13 protein-coding genes are annotated in these 16,246 nt (G+C 67.8%); 6 read left to right on the forward strand and 7 right to left on the reverse strand.

Annotated features, from left to right (window positions below; translation table 11 throughout):
- Positions 1-36 precede the first annotated feature (36 nt).
- Complete coding sequence (locus tag K6L26_RS03580) at positions 37-543, reverse strand: lipoprotein LpqH (protein WP_036392676.1); 507 nt, start codon at positions 541-543, stop codon at positions 37-39.
- Positions 544-869: 326 nt separating this feature from the next.
- Positions 870-1,307, reverse strand: coding sequence for a lipoprotein LpqH (locus tag K6L26_RS03585; RefSeq protein ID WP_019346934.1), 438 nt, complete (start codon positions 1,305-1,307; stop codon positions 870-872).
- Positions 1,308-1,385: 78 nt separating this feature from the next.
- On the opposite strand from K6L26_RS03585, the gene tgt reads away from it, so the two are divergent.
- Complete coding sequence (tgt, locus tag K6L26_RS03590; protein ID WP_019346935.1) at positions 1,386-2,630, forward strand: tRNA guanosine(34) transglycosylase Tgt; 1,245 nt, start codon at positions 1,386-1,388, stop codon at positions 2,628-2,630.
- Here tgt and K6L26_RS03595 read toward each other — a convergent pair.
- Positions 2,609-5,038, reverse strand: a complete 2,430-nt coding sequence (locus K6L26_RS03595; RefSeq protein WP_109748985.1) for a plasma-membrane proton-efflux P-type ATPase — start codon at positions 5,036-5,038, stop codon at positions 2,609-2,611. The two genes, tgt and K6L26_RS03595, sit on opposite strands and share 22 nt — an antisense overlap.
- Before the next feature lie 143 nt (positions 5,039-5,181).
- On the opposite strand from K6L26_RS03595, the gene hpnE reads away from it, so the two are divergent.
- Genes hpnE through K6L26_RS03610 form a run of 3 tightly spaced genes read left to right on the forward strand, consistent with a single transcriptional unit; the run spans position 5,182 to position 8,493 of the window.
- Positions 5,182-6,531 carry a hydroxysqualene dehydroxylase HpnE gene (hpnE, locus tag K6L26_RS03600; protein ID WP_019348861.1) on the forward strand — a complete coding sequence of 450 codons (1,350 nt, stop codon included), beginning with the start codon at positions 5,182-5,184 and terminating at the stop codon, positions 6,529-6,531.
- On the forward strand, positions 6,528-7,151 hold the full coding sequence (locus K6L26_RS03605) for a TetR/AcrR family transcriptional regulator (protein ID WP_047039819.1): 624 nt from the start codon (positions 6,528-6,530) through the stop codon (positions 7,149-7,151). Before hpnE ends, K6L26_RS03605 begins: the two co-directional genes overlap by 4 nt.
- A 1-nt stretch (position 7,152) precedes the next feature.
- Positions 7,153-8,493 carry an aldehyde dehydrogenase family protein gene (locus tag K6L26_RS03610; RefSeq protein ID WP_048896286.1) on the forward strand — a complete coding sequence of 447 codons (1,341 nt, stop codon included), beginning with the start codon at positions 7,153-7,155 and terminating at the stop codon, positions 8,491-8,493.
- On the opposite strand, the gene K6L26_RS03615 is transcribed toward K6L26_RS03610, so the two are convergent.
- The 4 genes from K6L26_RS03615 to K6L26_RS03630 form a co-directional block, all read right to left on the reverse strand.
- Positions 8,480-9,244: an amino acid ABC transporter ATP-binding protein gene (locus tag K6L26_RS03615; protein WP_019347281.1), complete on the reverse strand. Its 765-nt coding sequence runs from the start codon at positions 9,242-9,244 to the stop codon at positions 8,480-8,482. The two genes, K6L26_RS03610 and K6L26_RS03615, sit on opposite strands and share 14 nt — an antisense overlap.
- Positions 9,241-10,656 carry an ABC transporter permease subunit gene (locus tag K6L26_RS03620; RefSeq protein ID WP_085980473.1) on the reverse strand — a complete coding sequence of 472 codons (1,416 nt, stop codon included), beginning with the start codon at positions 10,654-10,656 and terminating at the stop codon, positions 9,241-9,243. The genes K6L26_RS03615 and K6L26_RS03620 overlap by 4 nt, the downstream gene beginning before the upstream one ends.
- Positions 10,657-10,751: 95 nt before the next feature.
- On the reverse strand, positions 10,752-11,633 hold the full coding sequence (gene gluQRS, locus K6L26_RS03625; protein ID WP_019347283.1) for a tRNA glutamyl-Q(34) synthetase GluQRS: 882 nt from the start codon (positions 11,631-11,633) through the stop codon (positions 10,752-10,754).
- 13 nt (positions 11,634-11,646) lie between these two features.
- Positions 11,647-12,015 (reverse strand): hypothetical protein, encoded by a 369-nt coding sequence (locus K6L26_RS03630; protein WP_019347284.1) that lies wholly within the window; start codon positions 12,013-12,015, stop codon positions 11,647-11,649.
- Positions 12,016-12,064: 49 nt separating this feature from the next.
- Between K6L26_RS03630 and K6L26_RS03635 the strand changes: the two genes are divergently transcribed.
- Positions 12,065-13,366 (forward strand): carboxylesterase family protein, encoded by a 1,302-nt coding sequence (locus K6L26_RS03635; RefSeq protein ID WP_019347285.1) that lies wholly within the window; start codon positions 12,065-12,067, stop codon positions 13,364-13,366.
- A 75-nt stretch (positions 13,367-13,441) separates the two neighbouring features.
- The gene (locus tag K6L26_RS03640) at positions 13,442-16,240 is read left to right on the forward strand and encodes a helix-turn-helix transcriptional regulator (RefSeq protein WP_043369990.1); all 2,799 of its coding nucleotides are present in this window, start codon (positions 13,442-13,444) and stop codon (positions 16,238-16,240) included.
- Positions 16,241-16,246: the final 6 nt, after the last annotated feature.

The raw sequence follows: 16,246 nt of genomic DNA on the forward strand, positions 1-16,246 counted from the left end.
ACTATTCCAGTGCTTTGCTAGATGTGAGTGTTTTCGTTAAGGACAGGCGACTTCGAGTTCGAAAGGTTTGGTCACCTGGTTCATCCCGTCCATGCCGGTCGCGTTGCCTTTGATCGTGTATTTGTTGCCGTCTTTGGTGGCTTCGGCGCTGCCGCCGGGCAGGCCCGGGGTGTAGCCGAGGGTGACGCCGTCGATGTTGCCGAGTCCTACGGCGGTCACCGACGGCTGGTCGCCCTCGCTGACGGTGGCGGTGACCGCGCTCATACCCTGGCCGGCGGTGAGGCTGACATTGCCTGCGACCGTGGCGCACACCACCGTGCCCTCGACCTTGTGTTCCTTGCCGTCGATGCTGACCCGGGCGGTGCCCGCGCCGGTGGTGGCTTTGGCGTCGCCGGCCTCGACCGACGCGGTTGCTGACGCCGTGGCGGTGGCCGTGGCGGTCGAGTCGTTGGAGGTGTCTTTCTTGTCGCTCGACGAACAGCCGGACAGGCCGGCGATGACGATCGCGGCGCCGCCGACGGCTACCAGGAACTCACGCTTCACCACTGCTCTCCTCACGGTTGCGCAGCCCGTCTCCGGTGGCGGACTGTCAGGCAGAAGTATGGAGTTCCCGCAGGTCGTGGGCGTGGGATTGGTGGAATTGATGCGTCGGCGGATGGCCGTCGACGCATCGAGGAACCCGCCCGGCCCGCGGAGTCGGCCGCCGAACAGGCCGCTGGCTCGACGGAATCGTCACGGGGCCAACGTCTTACAAGTCCTGCAGAGGCGCGGCGGATGCGCAAGACCGGCACCGGACGGGACTTCTCCCGTTCGATGCCGGTCGACAACTGTCGTTGCGTGGGCAACGACTCACAGGTTTCGGGGTGCGACTAGGGGCAGGTGACCGCGATGTCGAACGGCATGTCCACCGGGGTGCCCGGCTCGTTGGGGTCGATGCCCATGCCGGTGCCGGTGATCGTGTAGCCCTTGCCGTCGCGCGCGGCTACCACCGGCGCGCCGGACAGCCCGGAGAGGTAGGTCAGCGACGCGCCCTCGCCGTTCACGTCGCCGATGTTCACGGACTGCACCGCCGGGGCTTCCCCGTCGGTCAGAACCACGGAGGAAGGCATCTTGCCCTCGATGCCGATCGTGGTCAGCCCGTCTTTGGTCTCGCAGCTGACGCTGGTCACGGGACCTGCGTCGTTGGGGCCGAAGGTGACCCGGCCCTGGCCGGACTTCCCGGAAGATCCTGATTCCTGCGACGAGCATCCGGCGACCGCAGCCAGACAGACAGCAAATCCGGTGGCAATGACAATGGGGCGGCTCATGACCAAATTCACGTCCGCAGTATGGTCGCGTACGCCCCCATGACGGAAATCGGACGCGCATCCGGTTGAATACACCCTGTGGACCAGCCGTATTTCACCGTGGAGGCCGAGTTGCCCGGCCGTCTCGGCCGGGTCGGCACCATTCACACTCCGCACGGTGACATCCACACTCCGGCATTCATCGCGGTCGGTACCGCGGCCACCGTGAAATCGGTGTTGCCCGAGACGATGAAACAGCTTGGCGCCCAAGCGATCCTGGCCAATGCCTATCATCTCTACCTGCAGCCGGGTCCCGACATCGTGGCCGAGGCCGGCGGGCTCGGGGCGTTCATGAACTGGCCGGGCCCGACCTTCACCGACAGCGGCGGCTTCCAGGTGATGTCGTTGGGTGTCGGGTTCAAGAAGGTCCTGGCCATGGACACCGAGCGGTTGCAGACCGACGACATCATCGCCAAGGGCAAGGAACGGTTGGCGGTCGTCGACGACGACGGCGTCACCTTCCGCTCCCATCTGGACGGCTCGAAACACCGGTTCACCCCCGAGGTCTCGATCGGGATCCAGAACCAGCTCGGTGCTGACATCATCTTCGCGTTCGACGAGCTCACCACGCTGGTCAACACCCGCGGCTACCAGGAGAGCTCGGTGCAACGCACCCATGAGTGGGCGGTGCGGTGTCTGGCCGAACACCACCGGTTGCAGGCGTTGTCGCCGGAGCGGCCGCGGCAGGCGTTGTTCGGTGTGGTGCAGGGCGCCCAGTACGAAGACCTGCGTAGGCAGGCGGCGCGCGGGCTGGCCACGATCGGCCAGGAGGCCGGGGCGGCCGCGGGGCTGAGCTTCGACGGCTACGGCATCGGCGGTGCACTGGAGAAGCAGAATCTGGCCACCATCGTCGGCTGGGTCAGCAGTGAGCTGCCCGCCGACAAACCGCGCCATCTGCTCGGGATCAGCGAGCCCGACGACCTGTTCGACGCGGTGGCCGCCGGCGCGGACACCTTCGACTGCGTGTCGCCGTCGCGGGTGGCGCGCAATGCGGCGGTGTACTCGGCGACCGGGCGGTTCAACATCACCGGAGCCCGGTACAAGCGGGATTTCACCCCGATCGACGCCGAATGCGACTGCTACACCTGTGCCAACTACTCGCGGGCCTATATCCGGCACCTGTTCAAGGCCAAGGAAATGCTGTCGGCCACCCTGTGCACGATTCACAACGAGCGGTTCGTGATCCGATTGGTGGACCAGATCCGGGCCTCGATCGTCGCGGGTGAGTTCGACGAATTGAAGGCCCATGTGCTGGGGCGGTATTACGGAGTGCCGATCAGCTGAGCCTGCGCCTGGTTGGGCCGGGAGAGCATGCGCAGGGTGACCAGCTTCACCCGGTCTTCGACGAGGAACCACAGCAGCGAGTAGGCCCACACCAGACCGGCCAGCCCCCAGCCGATGGGTTGGACCAGCAGCCCGTACACCGCGATCAGCGTGGCCACCAACTGGGTGCCGATCACCGCCGTCAGCAGCACGGGCGACGGCGCGGGTCGTGACCAGAACGGGCCGTTGGTGCGGGTGACGAACACTGTCAGATGACCGGATACCGACAGCTTGAGGTAGATCAGGGTGCGTAGGGTTTCGTCGTCGAGGTGCAGGCCGGCCCGGGCGATCGCCAGCAGGATGAACGTCTCGACCACCCCGAGCAGCCCCAAGGTTCCGGCCAGTGCGATCACCCGCCGCATGTCCCACGCCGCGGGGCTGGCGGCACCGCGCACCCGGTCGTAGGCGATGGCCAGGATCGCGCCGTCATTGAGCACCGCCAACAGCACGATCATGATCGCGGTGACCGGGAAGAAGTTCAGCGCCACGATCGAGATCACGATCAGCAACAACACCCGGATGGTTTCGGCGATGCGGTAGGTGGCGTAGTTGGTCATCCGGGCGAAGATCTGGCGGGCCTGGCGGATCGCCTCGACGATCACCGACAGGCCGGGGGCCAGCAGCACCACATCGGCAGCGGCCCGGGCGGCGTCGGTGGCCCCGGCCACCGCGATCCCGGCGTCGGCCTGTTTGAGCGCCGGGGCGTCGTTGACGCCGTCGCCGGTCATGCCGACGATATGTCCGTCGGCCTGAAGCGATTTCACGATGGCGAACTTGTGCTCGGGAAAGACCTGCGCGAATCCGTCGACGCTGTCGATGAGGGCGGGGGTGACCTTCTCTCCTTTGGCGCCCAACTCCTCGGCAGCCATGATCCGGTCACCGATGCCGACCGCCTGCCCGACCTGTCGCCCGATCGCCACCTGATCCCCGGTGACCATCTTGACGCTCACGCCGAGCTCTCGTGCCGCGGCCACTGTCTGTGCCGAGTCCGCGCGGGGCGGGTCGGCAAGTGCCAGTACGCCCAACATCCGCCAGCCGCCGTCACCGTCGGCCCGAGCCAGCCCGAGAGCCCGCTGCCCGGTCCCGGCAAATCGCTCAGCGGCTGCGGAGGCCTGCGCGGCCGCCGCGTCGTCCACGGCCAGTCGCGCGATCACCTGGGGTGCGCCCTTGGTGACCTTGAAGCGGTTTCCTGCCTCGTCGACCACGACGGCCTCGGTGCGTTTGCGGGTGGGATCGAACGGGGAGAACGACAGCACCCGCATGTCGGCGGGTGCCTCGGCCACCGCCAGCACCGCGGCGTCGATCGGATCGCGGTCCTCGGCCCGTGAGGCCAGGGCGGTCGCCGAGAGCAGCGTGTCGCGATCCACGCCGTCGACTGTCCATACGTCGGTCACGCTCAACGCGTTCTGTGTCAGGGTGCCGGTCTTGTCGCAGCACAACACGTCCATGCCGCCGAGTTCCTCGATCGCGGGAAGATGGCTGACCACGGCATGACTGCGCGCGAGGTTTCGCGCGCCGACGGCCATCGTCACCGACAGCACCGCCGGTAGTGCGACGGGGATGGATGCGATGGTGACGACGAGCGCGAACTGCACGGTTTCCAGTGCCGGGTTGCCCCGGGCCAACGACACCACGACCGTCAGCGTCACCAGGACCAGCGCCGCCACGATGAGGTAGTGGCCGATGCGCAGCACCGCCTGCTGGAAATGACTGACAGTGCCCGCGGTCTCGACCAGCTTGGCGGTGCTGCCGAAGTAGGACTTTCCCGCGGTGGCGAACACCAGGGCGTCACCTTCTCCGCGTACCACCACCGAGCCGGAGTACAGCAACGCGGCCTTGGTGTGTTCGACGGGCAGCGACTCGCCGGTGAGTGCGGACTGGTCGACTTCCAGGGTGACGTCGTCGATCAGCCGGGCATCTGCCGGGATGACGTCGCCGAGCCGTAGCCGCACGACGTCGCCGGGGACGAGTTCACGCACCGGCAGCACCGTCCAGTTGCCGTCGCGCAGCACCGATGTGGTGCCGGCGAGTCGTTGTTTGAGTGCGGCGATCGCACCGGCCGCTTGGTGTTCCTCGACGAAGGAAACCAGCCCGTTCATCGCCAGCAGAATCGCGATCACGATGGCTTCTGGCCAGTGCCGCACGATCAGCGACAGCACGAGCGCGATTTCGATCATCCAGGGGATCGGCGCCCAGAAGTAGCCGAGGAATGTCAGCAGGGGGTTGGGCTGGTGATCGGTGATCTCGTTCGGTCCGAACCGGCTCAGCCTGTCGGCGGCCTGCTGGCTGCTCAGGCCTGACGGCGAGCTGTCCACCTCGGCGAACGTGTCCTGAAGGTTGGGCTCCGGCGACCCCGTGTCGGCACTCACCTGAACCAGTTCACCAGTTTTCGCGGTCGATCGCCCGGTTTCCGGCGGCAATCGCCATGGACCACACGGTGATTCGGTGTTCGGGGCGTATGACGGAGGCGACTAACTTACACTTTGCAAGTTAGTCGACGGAGGGCTGCGACATGGGCGAACGCTACGTGGTGATCGGCGGTGGGCTGGCCGGCCTGGCCGCCGCTGTTTGGCTGAGCGAAGCGGGCAAAAGCGTCACTCTGCTGGAACGTCGAGGCCAACTCGGCGGACGCACCCACGCGATGCGCGCCGAGACGGTCGACGACGTCCCGGACAACGGCCAGCACGTGGTCGCCAGCGGATATCAGCACCTGTGGCGCTATCTCACCAGCGTGGGAACCCGGCAGTTCATCGAATTTCCCAAGAGTTCCACGCTGCGGTGGCCCGACGGGCGCAAGGTCACCATGCAGACCACGGGCGCCGGAGCGATCCGCACCCTGCTCGGGGTTCATCCCGACGCGAGTTGGGCGGACCGGCTGCGGGCGGCGCGCGCCACGTTGCGGCTCGGCTGGCAGGCCCTGCATCAACCGGCCGACTTGGCCGATCTCACCACCGAACAGTGGTTCGAGCGGGTCGGCATGCCGGCCCCGGCGCGAGAAGCGTTGTGGGACTGGCTGGCCCTGGGTATCGCCGCCGAGCCGGTCGACCGCGAATCCGCCAAGGTGTTCGCCAACGTGATGGCCACCGGTTTCCGGCTCGGCGTCAAGCACCGCACGCCGGTCACCATCGGTTACCCCACCGTCGACCTCGACACCCTCTATGTCAACGGAGCTCTGAAGGTCTTCGCCGAACGCGGCGTCGACGTGCGGTACCGCGCCGTGGCGCGCCGCATTCGCATCGAGAACGGTGCGGTCACCGCGGTGCTGCTCGCCGACGGTTCCGAGATACCCGCCGACGCCGTGGTGTGTGCGGTGCCGAACTCCGGCATCGGCGGGTTGCTCGACGAGCTGCCTGAGCATCCCGAAATCTATGCCGCCGCAGACAAACTGGGATACACACCGATCGTCAGCACCAACCTCTATCTTGACCGGCCGCTGGGCACCGAGTCGGCATTCGAGGGGCTCATCGGCGGTACCGGCGTGATCGACGAGGTTTTCGACCGCCAAATCATGCACGGCCGCACCACCGACCGGGCCTGGCTGTATTGCCTGACCACCAGCGGTGCCTACGAGCAGATCCACAAGACCAACGACGAGATCGTCGATGAGCAGATGGCGCTGCTGCGTCGCTACTACCCGGCGGCGCGGCAGGCGGAAGTGGTTCAAGCGCAGGTCGTCAAGATGCCCAAGGCGACGTTTTCCCAGGTGGTGGGCACCGACGCGCTGCGCCCGCCGCAACGTACCTCGGTGCCCTCGCTGGTGCTGGCAGGCGACTGGACCGCGACGGACTGGTCGGCGACCATGGAGAGCGCCGTGCAGAGCGCCGCCACGGCCGTGGACCTGTTGCTCGGCAGCAAACGATGACGCGGCGCCGGCTCAGCGGTGCGGACCGCCGGGCGCAATTGCTGGACGTGGCCCGCGACATCGTCGCCGAGGGTGGCTACCCCGCATTGACCATCGAGCGGGTGGCCGGCGGTTCTGGTGTCACCAGAACGGTTGTCTACCAACAGTTCACCGATCTGGCGGGCCTGACCACCGCGCTGCTGGACCGGGAGTCCGCGATCGCGTTCGCCGGGATGAGTACCGTGGATCGGCCCGATTTCGACACCGAGCAGCTGGGCAGGGGCATCCTGGCCTACCTGCATGCGGCGCCGACGAGTTGGCGCATCATCCTGCGCCCGCCCGACGGCGCGCCTCCCGAGGTGCGCCAACGCATCGAGTTGGGCCGGGCGTACGCCAGAAAGGTCGCGGCGCGGCCGCTGTCGCTGGCGGCCGGCGTGGACATCGACCCGGACGCCACCACGGTGCGAGTCCTTCTGTCGGCCGTCGAGGAACTCGCCCGGATACACCTGGAAGATCCCGAAGGTCATCCCGACGACGAGGTGCTCACACACCTGCGTTCGCTCGTCGAGTGGGCCGCGAAGACAGCCGGGCGTGTAGGTGCGCCCGACACGGGTACCCGAAGGTGTGCCTCAGACACTTGAACTGACGATTCGTAACCCACGCACGGGCGATTTCGTTGCCCGGGTGCCCATCGCCGGACCCGCGGAATGCGGTGCGGCAATCGAGAAGGCGTGCGCTGCGCGCACGGACTGGGCCCGGGCGCCCGCGGCGGAACGGGCCGCCGCGGTGAGCGCGGCCGCCGAGGCGGTTCGGGGCGCGGCCGAAGAACTCGCCGAGCTCAACGTCCGGGAGACCGGCAAGTTACGGCAGGACGCCCTCGGCGGCGTCGAAGCGGGTGCCGCGACGCTGGTTCAGTACGCCGAACTCGGGCCGCTGCACGGGGGCCGCACGCTGCAGGGCGACTGGTCGGCCACCGATTTCATGATTCCCGAACCGCGCGGAGTGGTGGCCGTCCTGACGCCGTGGAACGACCCGGTCGCGGTGGCGGCCGGGCTGCTGGGCGCCGCGCTGGTGACCGGCAACACCGTCGTGCACAAACCGAGCGAACGCTGCCCGAGAACTGGCCGCAGGTTCGCCGAGCTGCTCGCCGAACAGTTGCCCGCCGGTGTGCTGGAGATCGTCGACGGCGACGGCACCGTGGGGGCGCACCTGGCCGGGGATGAGCGCGTCGACGTCGTGGCGCACGTCGGCAGCAGCGTGACCGGACGGGCCATCGCCCGGGCCTGTGCCCAGCGGGGTGCCAAGGCGCTGCTGGAGAACGGCGGCAACGATGCGCTGATCGTCGACGCGGGACTGGACCCGACGTGGGCGGCGCAGCAGGCCGCGCTCGGCGCCTTCGCCAACGCCGGCCAGATCTGTGTCTCGGTGGAGCGAATCTTCGCCGTGGCGGCGGTGGCCGACGAGTTCACCCGGGCGCTGGTGCAGGAGGCCCGCACGTGGGCCGACCGCATCGGCCCCGTCGTCGACGAGCGCCAGCGGGCTCAGGTGCACCAGCAGGTCACCGATGCCGTCAAACGCGGGGCTCGGGTGCTCACCGGGGGCCAACCCGCTGAGGGGGTCGGAACATTTTATCCGCCAACGGTTTTGGCCGACTGTACCCAGGACATGGCGGTGTTCTGCGAGGAGACCTTCGGCCCTGTCGCTCCGGTCCGCGCCGTGCCCGACTTCGACACCGCGCTCCTGGAGGCCGCTGACGACCGCTACGGCTTGGCCGCGACGGTGCTGACCTCTGACCTGGCCCACGCCCAGCAGGCATGGCGCGCGCTACCGGTGGGCACGGTCAAGATCAACGACGTGTTCGGCGGCGCCCCCGGCGGTGCGTCCCAACCGCGCCGGGCCAGTGGCAGCGGATTCGGTTTCGGGCCCGAACTGCTCGACGAGATGACTGCGGTGAAGGTGGTGCACTGGACTACAGCGGGTTGAGGATCCGCTGCAGGAACTGGCGGGTGCGCTCTTCCCTCGGATCGCCGATCACGGCGGCCGGTGGGCCCTGCTCCAGGATCACGCCGCGGTCGGTGAACAGCACCTGATCGGAAACCTGCCGGGCGAATTGGATTTCGTGCGTGACGATCACCAAGGTCCAGCCTTCGACGGCCAGATCGCGGATCACCGAGAGCACCTCGCCGACGAGCTCGGGGTCCAGTGCCGAGGTCGGCTCGTCGAACAGCACCACTTTGGGTTTCATCGCCAGTGCCCGGGCGATCCCGACCCGCTGCTGCTGACCCCCTGAGAGCTGGTACGGGTATTTGTCCTGCTGGTTCGCCAGCCCCACCTGGCCCAGGAGTTCGGTGGCCTCGGCCAGCACCTCCTCGCGGGGGCGCTTCTGCACCACCAGCGGGCCTTCGGTGACGTTCTGCAGCACCGTCTTGTGCGGAAACAGGTTGTGGGACTGGAACACGAAGCCGCTTTGCGCCCGATAGCGGCGAAGAACGTCCTTGGGCACCGGCTTGGCGAAGTCCAGCTCGGTATCACCGACCCGGATCACCCCGGAGTCGGCGACATCGAGGGCGTTGAGTGTGCGCAGCAGTGTCGTCTTGCCCGAACCCGACGGCCCGATGACGGTGGTCGCGGTGCCGCGCGGGACGGTGAACGAGACGCCCTTGAGCACCTGAACGTCGCCGAACGCCTTGTGCACATCGGTGGCGACGATCCGGTCTTCGCGTGGTGTGGTCATCGGGCGACGTGCCTTTCCAGTCGGTGCTCCAGGCGGCTCTGGCCGAACGACAGCACCAGGCAGATCACCCAGTAGTAGATCGCGGCCGTGCCGTAGAGAGCGAAGAACTCGAACGTCGGCGCCGCGACGATCTGGGCCTGCCGCAGCAGTTCGGTCACCAATATCGTCGACGCCAAAGACGTGTCCTTCACCAGTGAGATCAAGGTGTTCGACAACGGCGGCACCGCCACCCGGGCGGCTTGGGGCAGGATGATGCGCCGCAATGTGCCGGCATAGTTCAGCCCGATGGTCTCGGCGGCCTCCCACTGTCCCTTCGGGATGCTCTGGATCGCCGAGCGGATGATCTCGGCCGCATATCCGCCGACGTTGAGGCTGAAGGCGATCACGGCGGCCGGGAACGGGTCGATCTTCACGCCGAACTCCGGTAGCGCGAAGAACACGATGAACAACTGCACCAATAGCGGAGTGCCGCGGATGATCGAGATGTAGAAGCGGGCCAGGTTACTCAACACCACATTCGGTGACAGCCGGGCCAGTGCCACCGCCAAGGCGATCAGCAGGCCGATCGCGAAGCTGATGATCGTCAACGGAATCGTCATGGTCAGGGCGGCTTTGGCCAGCGGCCACAAGTTGTCGGCGATCAGCTGCCAGGTGGACCGCGGAGGCGGGGCACCTTCCGGCGCGCCGGATGCGTTGGCCTTGAGATATTTCTGCGAGATGGCGGCCAGGGTGCCGTCGGCCCGCAACTCGTCGAGGGCGGCGTTGAGTTCGGGCAGCAGGCCGCTGTTCTTGCGTGCGGCGAAGCCCTGCTCGCTCTTCTCGCCCACCGTGCCCGCGATCTTCACCGAGTTGTCGTTGGTCTCGGCCAGATACGCGTAGACGGCGATGCTGTCGTTGACCACGACGTCCACACGGCCCTGGTTGAGCAGCTTGATGGCCTGGGTGAATCCTTCGACCGCTTCCACGCGGGCTCCGGCCTTGCGGGCGATCTCCGACCAGTTGCTGGTGGCGTTCTCGGCGGCCACCTTGCCTTTCAGGTCCGCCGTCGACTTGACGGAGTTGTCGTCGGCGCGGGTGACGATGACGCCCTCGCCGATCGAATATGGTTGGGAAAGATCGTATTTGGCTTGCCGATCGGGCGTGATCGTGACTTCGTTGGCCACTACGTCGAACCGGTTGGCCTCCAGCGCGGCGAAGATCGAATCCCAGGGTGTTTCGATGAATTCGACTCTGACGCCCAGTTTGTCGCCGACTGCGCGGGCGACGTCGACATCGTAGCCGACGAGCTGGCCGGTGGCGGTGTCGTGGTAACTGAACGGTGAGTACACACCTTCGGTGCCGACGCGCAGCACATCGGCCGATTTCAGCGGTTCGTCGGTGTCGGCCGTCTTTCCCGCGCAGGCGGCGACCATCACCGCGACGATCAGAAGAAGTCCGAGCAGCGGGATTCGTCGGGAGCGCACGGCCGGACGCTAACAGGGCTGCGCGACGTTCTGCAGGCTTCTGCTCAGCCCGGCTGATATATCCACGGGTGCCGTGGCAGGGCGGCCGGGTCGAATCGGTCCAGCATCGCGGGCAGATCGAGTGGCGGCCACCCGAGCGAGGCGCTGATCTGTTCGAGCGCCCGCTCGATGCCGATCTCCCCGAGCGTGACCGCTCCGTCGCGCTTGGCCAGCCGGGCGCCGTCTTCGTTCAGCACCAGCGGAACGTGGGCGTAGCTGGGCTCGGGGTAGTCGAGCAACCGGGCCAGATAGGCCTGGCGCGGCGACGAGCTCAACAGGTCGTCGCCGCGTACCACCTGGTCGACACCGCCGGCGGCATCGTCGACCACGACGGCCAGGTTGTAGGCGGGCACGCCGTCGCCGCGGCGCACCACGAAGTCGTCGATGATCCCGGTGTAGCTGCCGTGCAGCAGGTCGGTGACGGTGCCGACGAAGGTGTCGGTGCGCAGCCGCAGCGCGGGCGGGCGGCCGGTCTCGGCGCGACGCTGCGCACGTTCGGCGTCGGTCAGGTCGCGGCAGGTGCCCGGATACGCACCTTCCGGGGCGTGCGGGGCCCGTGGAGCTTGGGCGATATCCCTTCGGCTGCAATAGCATTCGTACAGCAGGCCCCGCTCGAACAGTTCGCCGATCACCGCGTCGTAGCGGTCCTGGTGAGCCGTCTGCCATTGCACGGGCCCGTCCCAGGTCAGTCCGATCGCCGCCAGATCGGCCACTTGACGGTGGCCGATCTCGGGAAACGTCCGGTCGTCGAGGTCCTCGACCCGCAGGAGGAAGCGCCGCCCGGTGGAGCGGGCGAAGAGCCAGGCCAGCACCGCCGTGCGCAGGTTGCCGATGTGCAGGTCGGCCGACGGGCTCGGCGCGAACCGCCCGGCCGGGGTTGGGCTCACGCCCGCAATCTAGCTAATCGCGGTCCCAGGGCGCCGTCTCGCCCATCTTCTTGTAGTACTTCGCCAGGTGGCTTTTCACGCGGTCGATGTCGTCCTCAGGAAGATCGATGCCGCCGCGGGCGCCGTCCATGATCCCGCCGGCAGCCATCACGCCGCGCGGTACGACTTCCAGCTTGCCGCCGACGACATCGGCGATCAGCAACTTGTAGCCGGTGAAATTGTCCTTCGCGTCCTTGTCGTACCAGACGTGCGCGTCGCGGTATTTCTCGTTGGGTTCGTCCTCGGCACCGGCCCATTTACGGACCCGTTTGTCGGCGGCATCGCCGTCCCACTCCCGGTCCCGATCAGCCAGTGGCAGGTCCTGAAATGCGGTAACAGACATGCTGTCGGCATGCCCGTCTGCCCGCGGTGGTAAACGCTAGCGTGGGCGTGTGCGCGAGCGACACATCACCGGCGGCACGATCCAGGTCGACCACCGCGACGGGCTGGTAGTCGCACGCGGGGTGCGCTATGGCACCGCGAAACGATTCGCGGTTGCCGAGCCTTCTCCGGCCTGGGCCGGCGTTCGCGATGCCACCCGACCGGGTCCGGCCTGCCCGCAGCGGCCTTCGCGCTTGGGCTGGGTGACGGGCGACGTCCTCGATGGCCTGTCTACTGACGAGAACTGCCTGGTGCTCACGGTCACGGCCCCGGTCAATGCACACCGGCTACCGGTGATGGTGTGGTTCCACGGCGGTGCCTATGTCGCGGGCAGTGGCGAGTCGGCCAAGTACGACCCCGGCGCGCTGGCCCGTGCCGGCGACGTGGTGGTGGTCAACGTCAGTCACCGGCTCGGCATCTTCGGTTACCTGGCGCCGCCCGGGATCGCTGCGGACAACCTCGGCCTGCATGATCAGATCCTGGCGCTGCGCTGGGTTCAGGCCAATATCGCCGCATTCGGCGGCGACGCGGCCAACGTGACCGCGTTCGGTCAATCGGCAGGCGCACATTCCGTCTGGTCGTTGATGTTGTGCGAGGACGCGGTCGGTCTGTTCCACCGCGCGATCCTGCAGAGCACCCCGTTGGAGTTGGACGACGGGCGAGACGACATGGCGCACGACATGGGCTCGGCGATGGCCACCTCGCTGGCCGGTGCCGATCCGATGGAGGCGAGTGTCGAGAGGTTACTCGCCGCCGAGGGTGCCGCGGTCGCGGCCGCGCAGGGATTCGGCCTGCTCGGCGGCCTGGCTTTCGCGCCGCGGCTGGGCCGGGGACCGCTGCCGGCACCCGCGGACGTGCCTGCGGCCATCGCCGCCGCGGCGGGCCATTTCGAGCTGCTGATCGGCTACACCAAGGACGACGCCGCTCCCTTCGTGGCGATGGACCCCCGGGTGGCCAGGCTGGACCGGGTGCCGGTTCTGGGCCGGCTGGCGGTCCGGGCGGGTACGAAGGCGATCACGAAGCAGGCGTTCTCCGGCCCCGCCGAGCGTCTGGCCCAGGCCTGGCGAACCCACGGCGGCCGGGTCGGAACCTATCGTTTCGATTGGACACCGGCCGATGCCCCGCTGGGCAGCTGCCACTGCATGGAACTGCCGTTCCTGCTCGGCTCACCGCAGGTCTGGGCAGACGCGCCGATGCTCGGACCGCAACGGTCCATCGACCACCACATCGCCACCGAGATGCGTACGCGCTGGGCGCAATTCGCCCATCACGGGGTCGAATCGCTGCCTGGGCCGGCATTGCGGTTCGGCTGAGCCGGTACCCCGCTGAGCCAGCCGGATCCGGTCCGTCTTGATAGGGTTCCGGCAAAATCAGGACGCGGTGGTGTGATGGCGATTATGGGCGCAGGCCTGTCTCTACGCGGCCGCGTCAGCGAATGCGCGGCCCTTCGAGCAGTGGTATCCGGGGGCAGGTCAGGGGGCAGCGCCGTCTTGGTGGTGCGCGGCGAGGCGGGCATCGGCAAGACGGCGTTGCTCGACTATGTCGTCGAGCAGGCACCGAGTTTCCGGGTGACCCAGGTCGCCGGGGTCGAATCCGACATGGAGCTCGCCTTCGCCGGATTGCATCAGTTGTGTGCGCCGCTGCTGGATCACCTGGACAAGCTTCCCGAGCCGCAGCGTGACGCCCTGTCCGTGGCCTTCGGTCGTGGTGCCGGACCGGCGCCGGACCGTTTTCTGGTCGGTCTGGCGGTGCTCAGCCTGTTGGCTGCGGCGGCCGACAAGAAGCCGTTGCTGTGCGTGATCGACGATGCGCAGTGGCTCGATCAGGTGTCGGTGCAGACGCTGGGTTTCGTCGCGCGGCGGCTCTTGGCCGAGCCGGTGGTCTTGGTGTTCGCCACCCGCGACGACGACGACGGCGCCGCGTCGGTGCTGCCCGGCCTGCCCGAACTGCGGGTCGAAGGCCTGTCGGACAGTGATGCCAGGGACCTGCTGGACTCGGTGGTGCTGGGGCGGCTCGATGAGCGGGTGCGTGACCGGCTGATCGCCGAGAGCCGCGGCAATCCGCTTGCCCTGCTGGAAATCCCGCGCAATGTCTCGGCCGCGGAGCGTGCCGGTGGCTTTTGGATCGCGGGGACGCGGCCATCGGTCGGGCAGGTGGAGGAGGGCTTCGTCCGCCGAATCCAGTCGCTGCCCGCGGACACTCGTCAGTTGGCGCTGCTCGCGGCGGCGGATCCGGTCGGCGACCCGGTGGTGTTCTCGCGTGCCGCAGGGCATTTGGGGATCAGCATGGACGCGCTGGCGCCCGCCGAGGCCGCCGGGGTGATCGAGTTCGGCCCCCGCATGCGGTTTCATCATCCGCTGGCCCGGTCGGCGGCCTATCGGGCGGCGGAGCTGGCCGACCGCCGGGAAGCGCATCGTGCCTTGGCAATTGCCATTGACCCCGAACTCGATCCCGACCGCCGGGCCTGGCATGCGGCATACGCCGCGGCCGGCCCCGACGACGCGGTGGCAGCCGAACTGGAAGCCTCGGCATGGCGGGCTCAGCGCCGAGGCGGGATCGCCGCCGCGGCGACTTTCCTCGAGCGGGCGGCGATCCTGTCCGCTGATCCGGCCCTGCGCAGCTCCCGGGCGATCGCGGCGGCCGAGGCCAAACGTGAAGCGGCGGCTCCGGAAGCCGCCTATGAGTTGCTCTCCCTGGCCGAACTGAATCCGTTGACCGAGTTGCAGCGGGCACAGGTGGGCCGGCTGCGGGCACAGATGGAATTCACCCGCAGCCGGGGCGGATTACCAGGTGCACCACCGGTCCGGCATGCGGCTGGATTGCTGCTCGACGCTGCCAAGCGGTTGGAGAATCTCGACGACGAGATGGCTCGCGAGACCTACATGGAGGCGCTGGCCGCCGCGATGTTCACTTCGCGCAGTCAGCCAGAAGCCCTCGTGGTGGCCGCGGAGGCGGCGCGCGCCGCAGTCGAAAGGGCCGAGGCGCCGACTGGGCCTATCGATTTACTCCTCATCGGCATGGCGAACCTGATCACCGATGGACTGCCCGCGGCGGTTGAGCCCCTACGCACCGCGCTGGAGCTGTGGGGTGAGCACGCGCGACGCCACGACGGCCGGGCGTTGCGCTGGTTGGCATTGGCTTTCCCGATCGTCCACGAATCCGCTGCCCATGAGATCTGGGATGACGACCTGGTCGACCGGTTGGCCACCGACATGATCGGCTATGCCCGTGCCACCGGTGCCTTGGCCATACTTCCACCGGCAATCGCCTACCAGGCCGGTGTCCAGACGCACAAAGGCGAATTCGTCACAGCTGCAGGGCTTATGGAGGAGGCCGACTCCATCTCGGAGGCGATCGGCCACCGTCCGATGAAGTACCACAAGGTGGAGTTGGCGGCCTGGCGCGGCGATCTGGCCGTGGCCGGCGACCTCATCGAGGCGGGTATGGCAGAGGGGACCGCCAAGGGGGAGGGCCGACTGCTCGGGGCGGCGGGCTACGCCGCCGCAGTGCTCTACAACGGCTTGGGCCGCTATGAGGAGGCCCTGACAGCTGCCAAGCAGACGTGCGAATTCCACGACATCGGGTTCTACTGCTGGACCCTGATCGAACTGGTCGAGGCCGCTGTGCGAGTCGGCGAGCGGGATGTCGCCGAGGACGCGGTGCGACGGTTGGAAGTATGTACGGAGTCCAGCGAAACCGATTGGGGGTTGGGCCTATTGGCCGCGGCCCGGGCTATCGTCGCCGACGACACCGAGGCCGACGTGCAGTTCAAAGAATCCATCGAGCGGCTCAGCCGCACGCGGATCGGGGTGCAGTTGGCCCGGACGCATCTGCGATACGGGGAGTGGCTGCGTCGCCAGAAGCAGCGCACCAGCGCACGCGAGCACCTCAACACCGCGTACGACATGTTCACCAAGATGGGCGCGCACGCGTTCGCCGAACGGGCCCGCCGGGAGCTGATCGCCACCGGGGAGAAGGTGCGTAAAGAGCCGTTGGCCTCGGGTGATGAACTGACCGCACAAGAGGCGCAGATCGCGCAGTTGGCCCGCGACGGGCTGACGAATCAGGAGATCGGCGCGCAGTTGTTCATCAGCACCCACACCGTCGAATGGCATCTGCGCAAGGTGTTCGTCAAGCTCGGTGTCCGGTCCCGCAGGCAACTGCGGTCCGTGTCGTGGGGCAACTGAACCACG

Source organism: Mycobacterium farcinogenes, assembly GCF_019739075.1.
In the GTDB taxonomy this organism is placed as follows: domain Bacteria; phylum Actinomycetota; class Actinomycetes; order Mycobacteriales; family Mycobacteriaceae; genus Mycobacterium; species Mycobacterium senegalense.

Bases quoted from the DNA above. Each gene is read 5' to 3' on its own strand.
- K6L26_RS03615 (WP_019347281.1), bottom strand. From the start codon at position 9,244: ATGACCACACCACGCGAAGACCGGATCGTCGCCACCGATGTGCACAAG.
- K6L26_RS03605 (WP_047039819.1), top strand. From the start codon at position 6,528: ATGACGCGGCGCCGGCTCAGCGGTGCGGACCGCCGGGCGCAATTGCTG.
- hpnE (WP_019348861.1), top strand. From the start codon at position 5,182: ATGGGCGAACGCTACGTGGTGATCGGCGGTGGGCTGGCCGGCCTGGCC.
- K6L26_RS03585 (WP_019346934.1), bottom strand. From the start codon at position 1,307: ATGAGCCGCCCCATTGTCATTGCCACCGGATTTGCTGTCTGTCTGGCT.
- K6L26_RS03620 (WP_085980473.1), bottom strand. From the start codon at position 10,656: ATGGTCGCCGCCTGCGCGGGAAAGACGGCCGACACCGACGAACCGCTG.
- K6L26_RS03640 (WP_043369990.1), top strand. From the start codon at position 13,442: ATGGCGATTATGGGCGCAGGCCTGTCTCTACGCGGCCGCGTCAGCGAA.
- K6L26_RS03630 (WP_019347284.1), bottom strand. From the start codon at position 12,015: ATGTCTGTTACCGCATTTCAGGACCTGCCACTGGCTGATCGGGACCGG.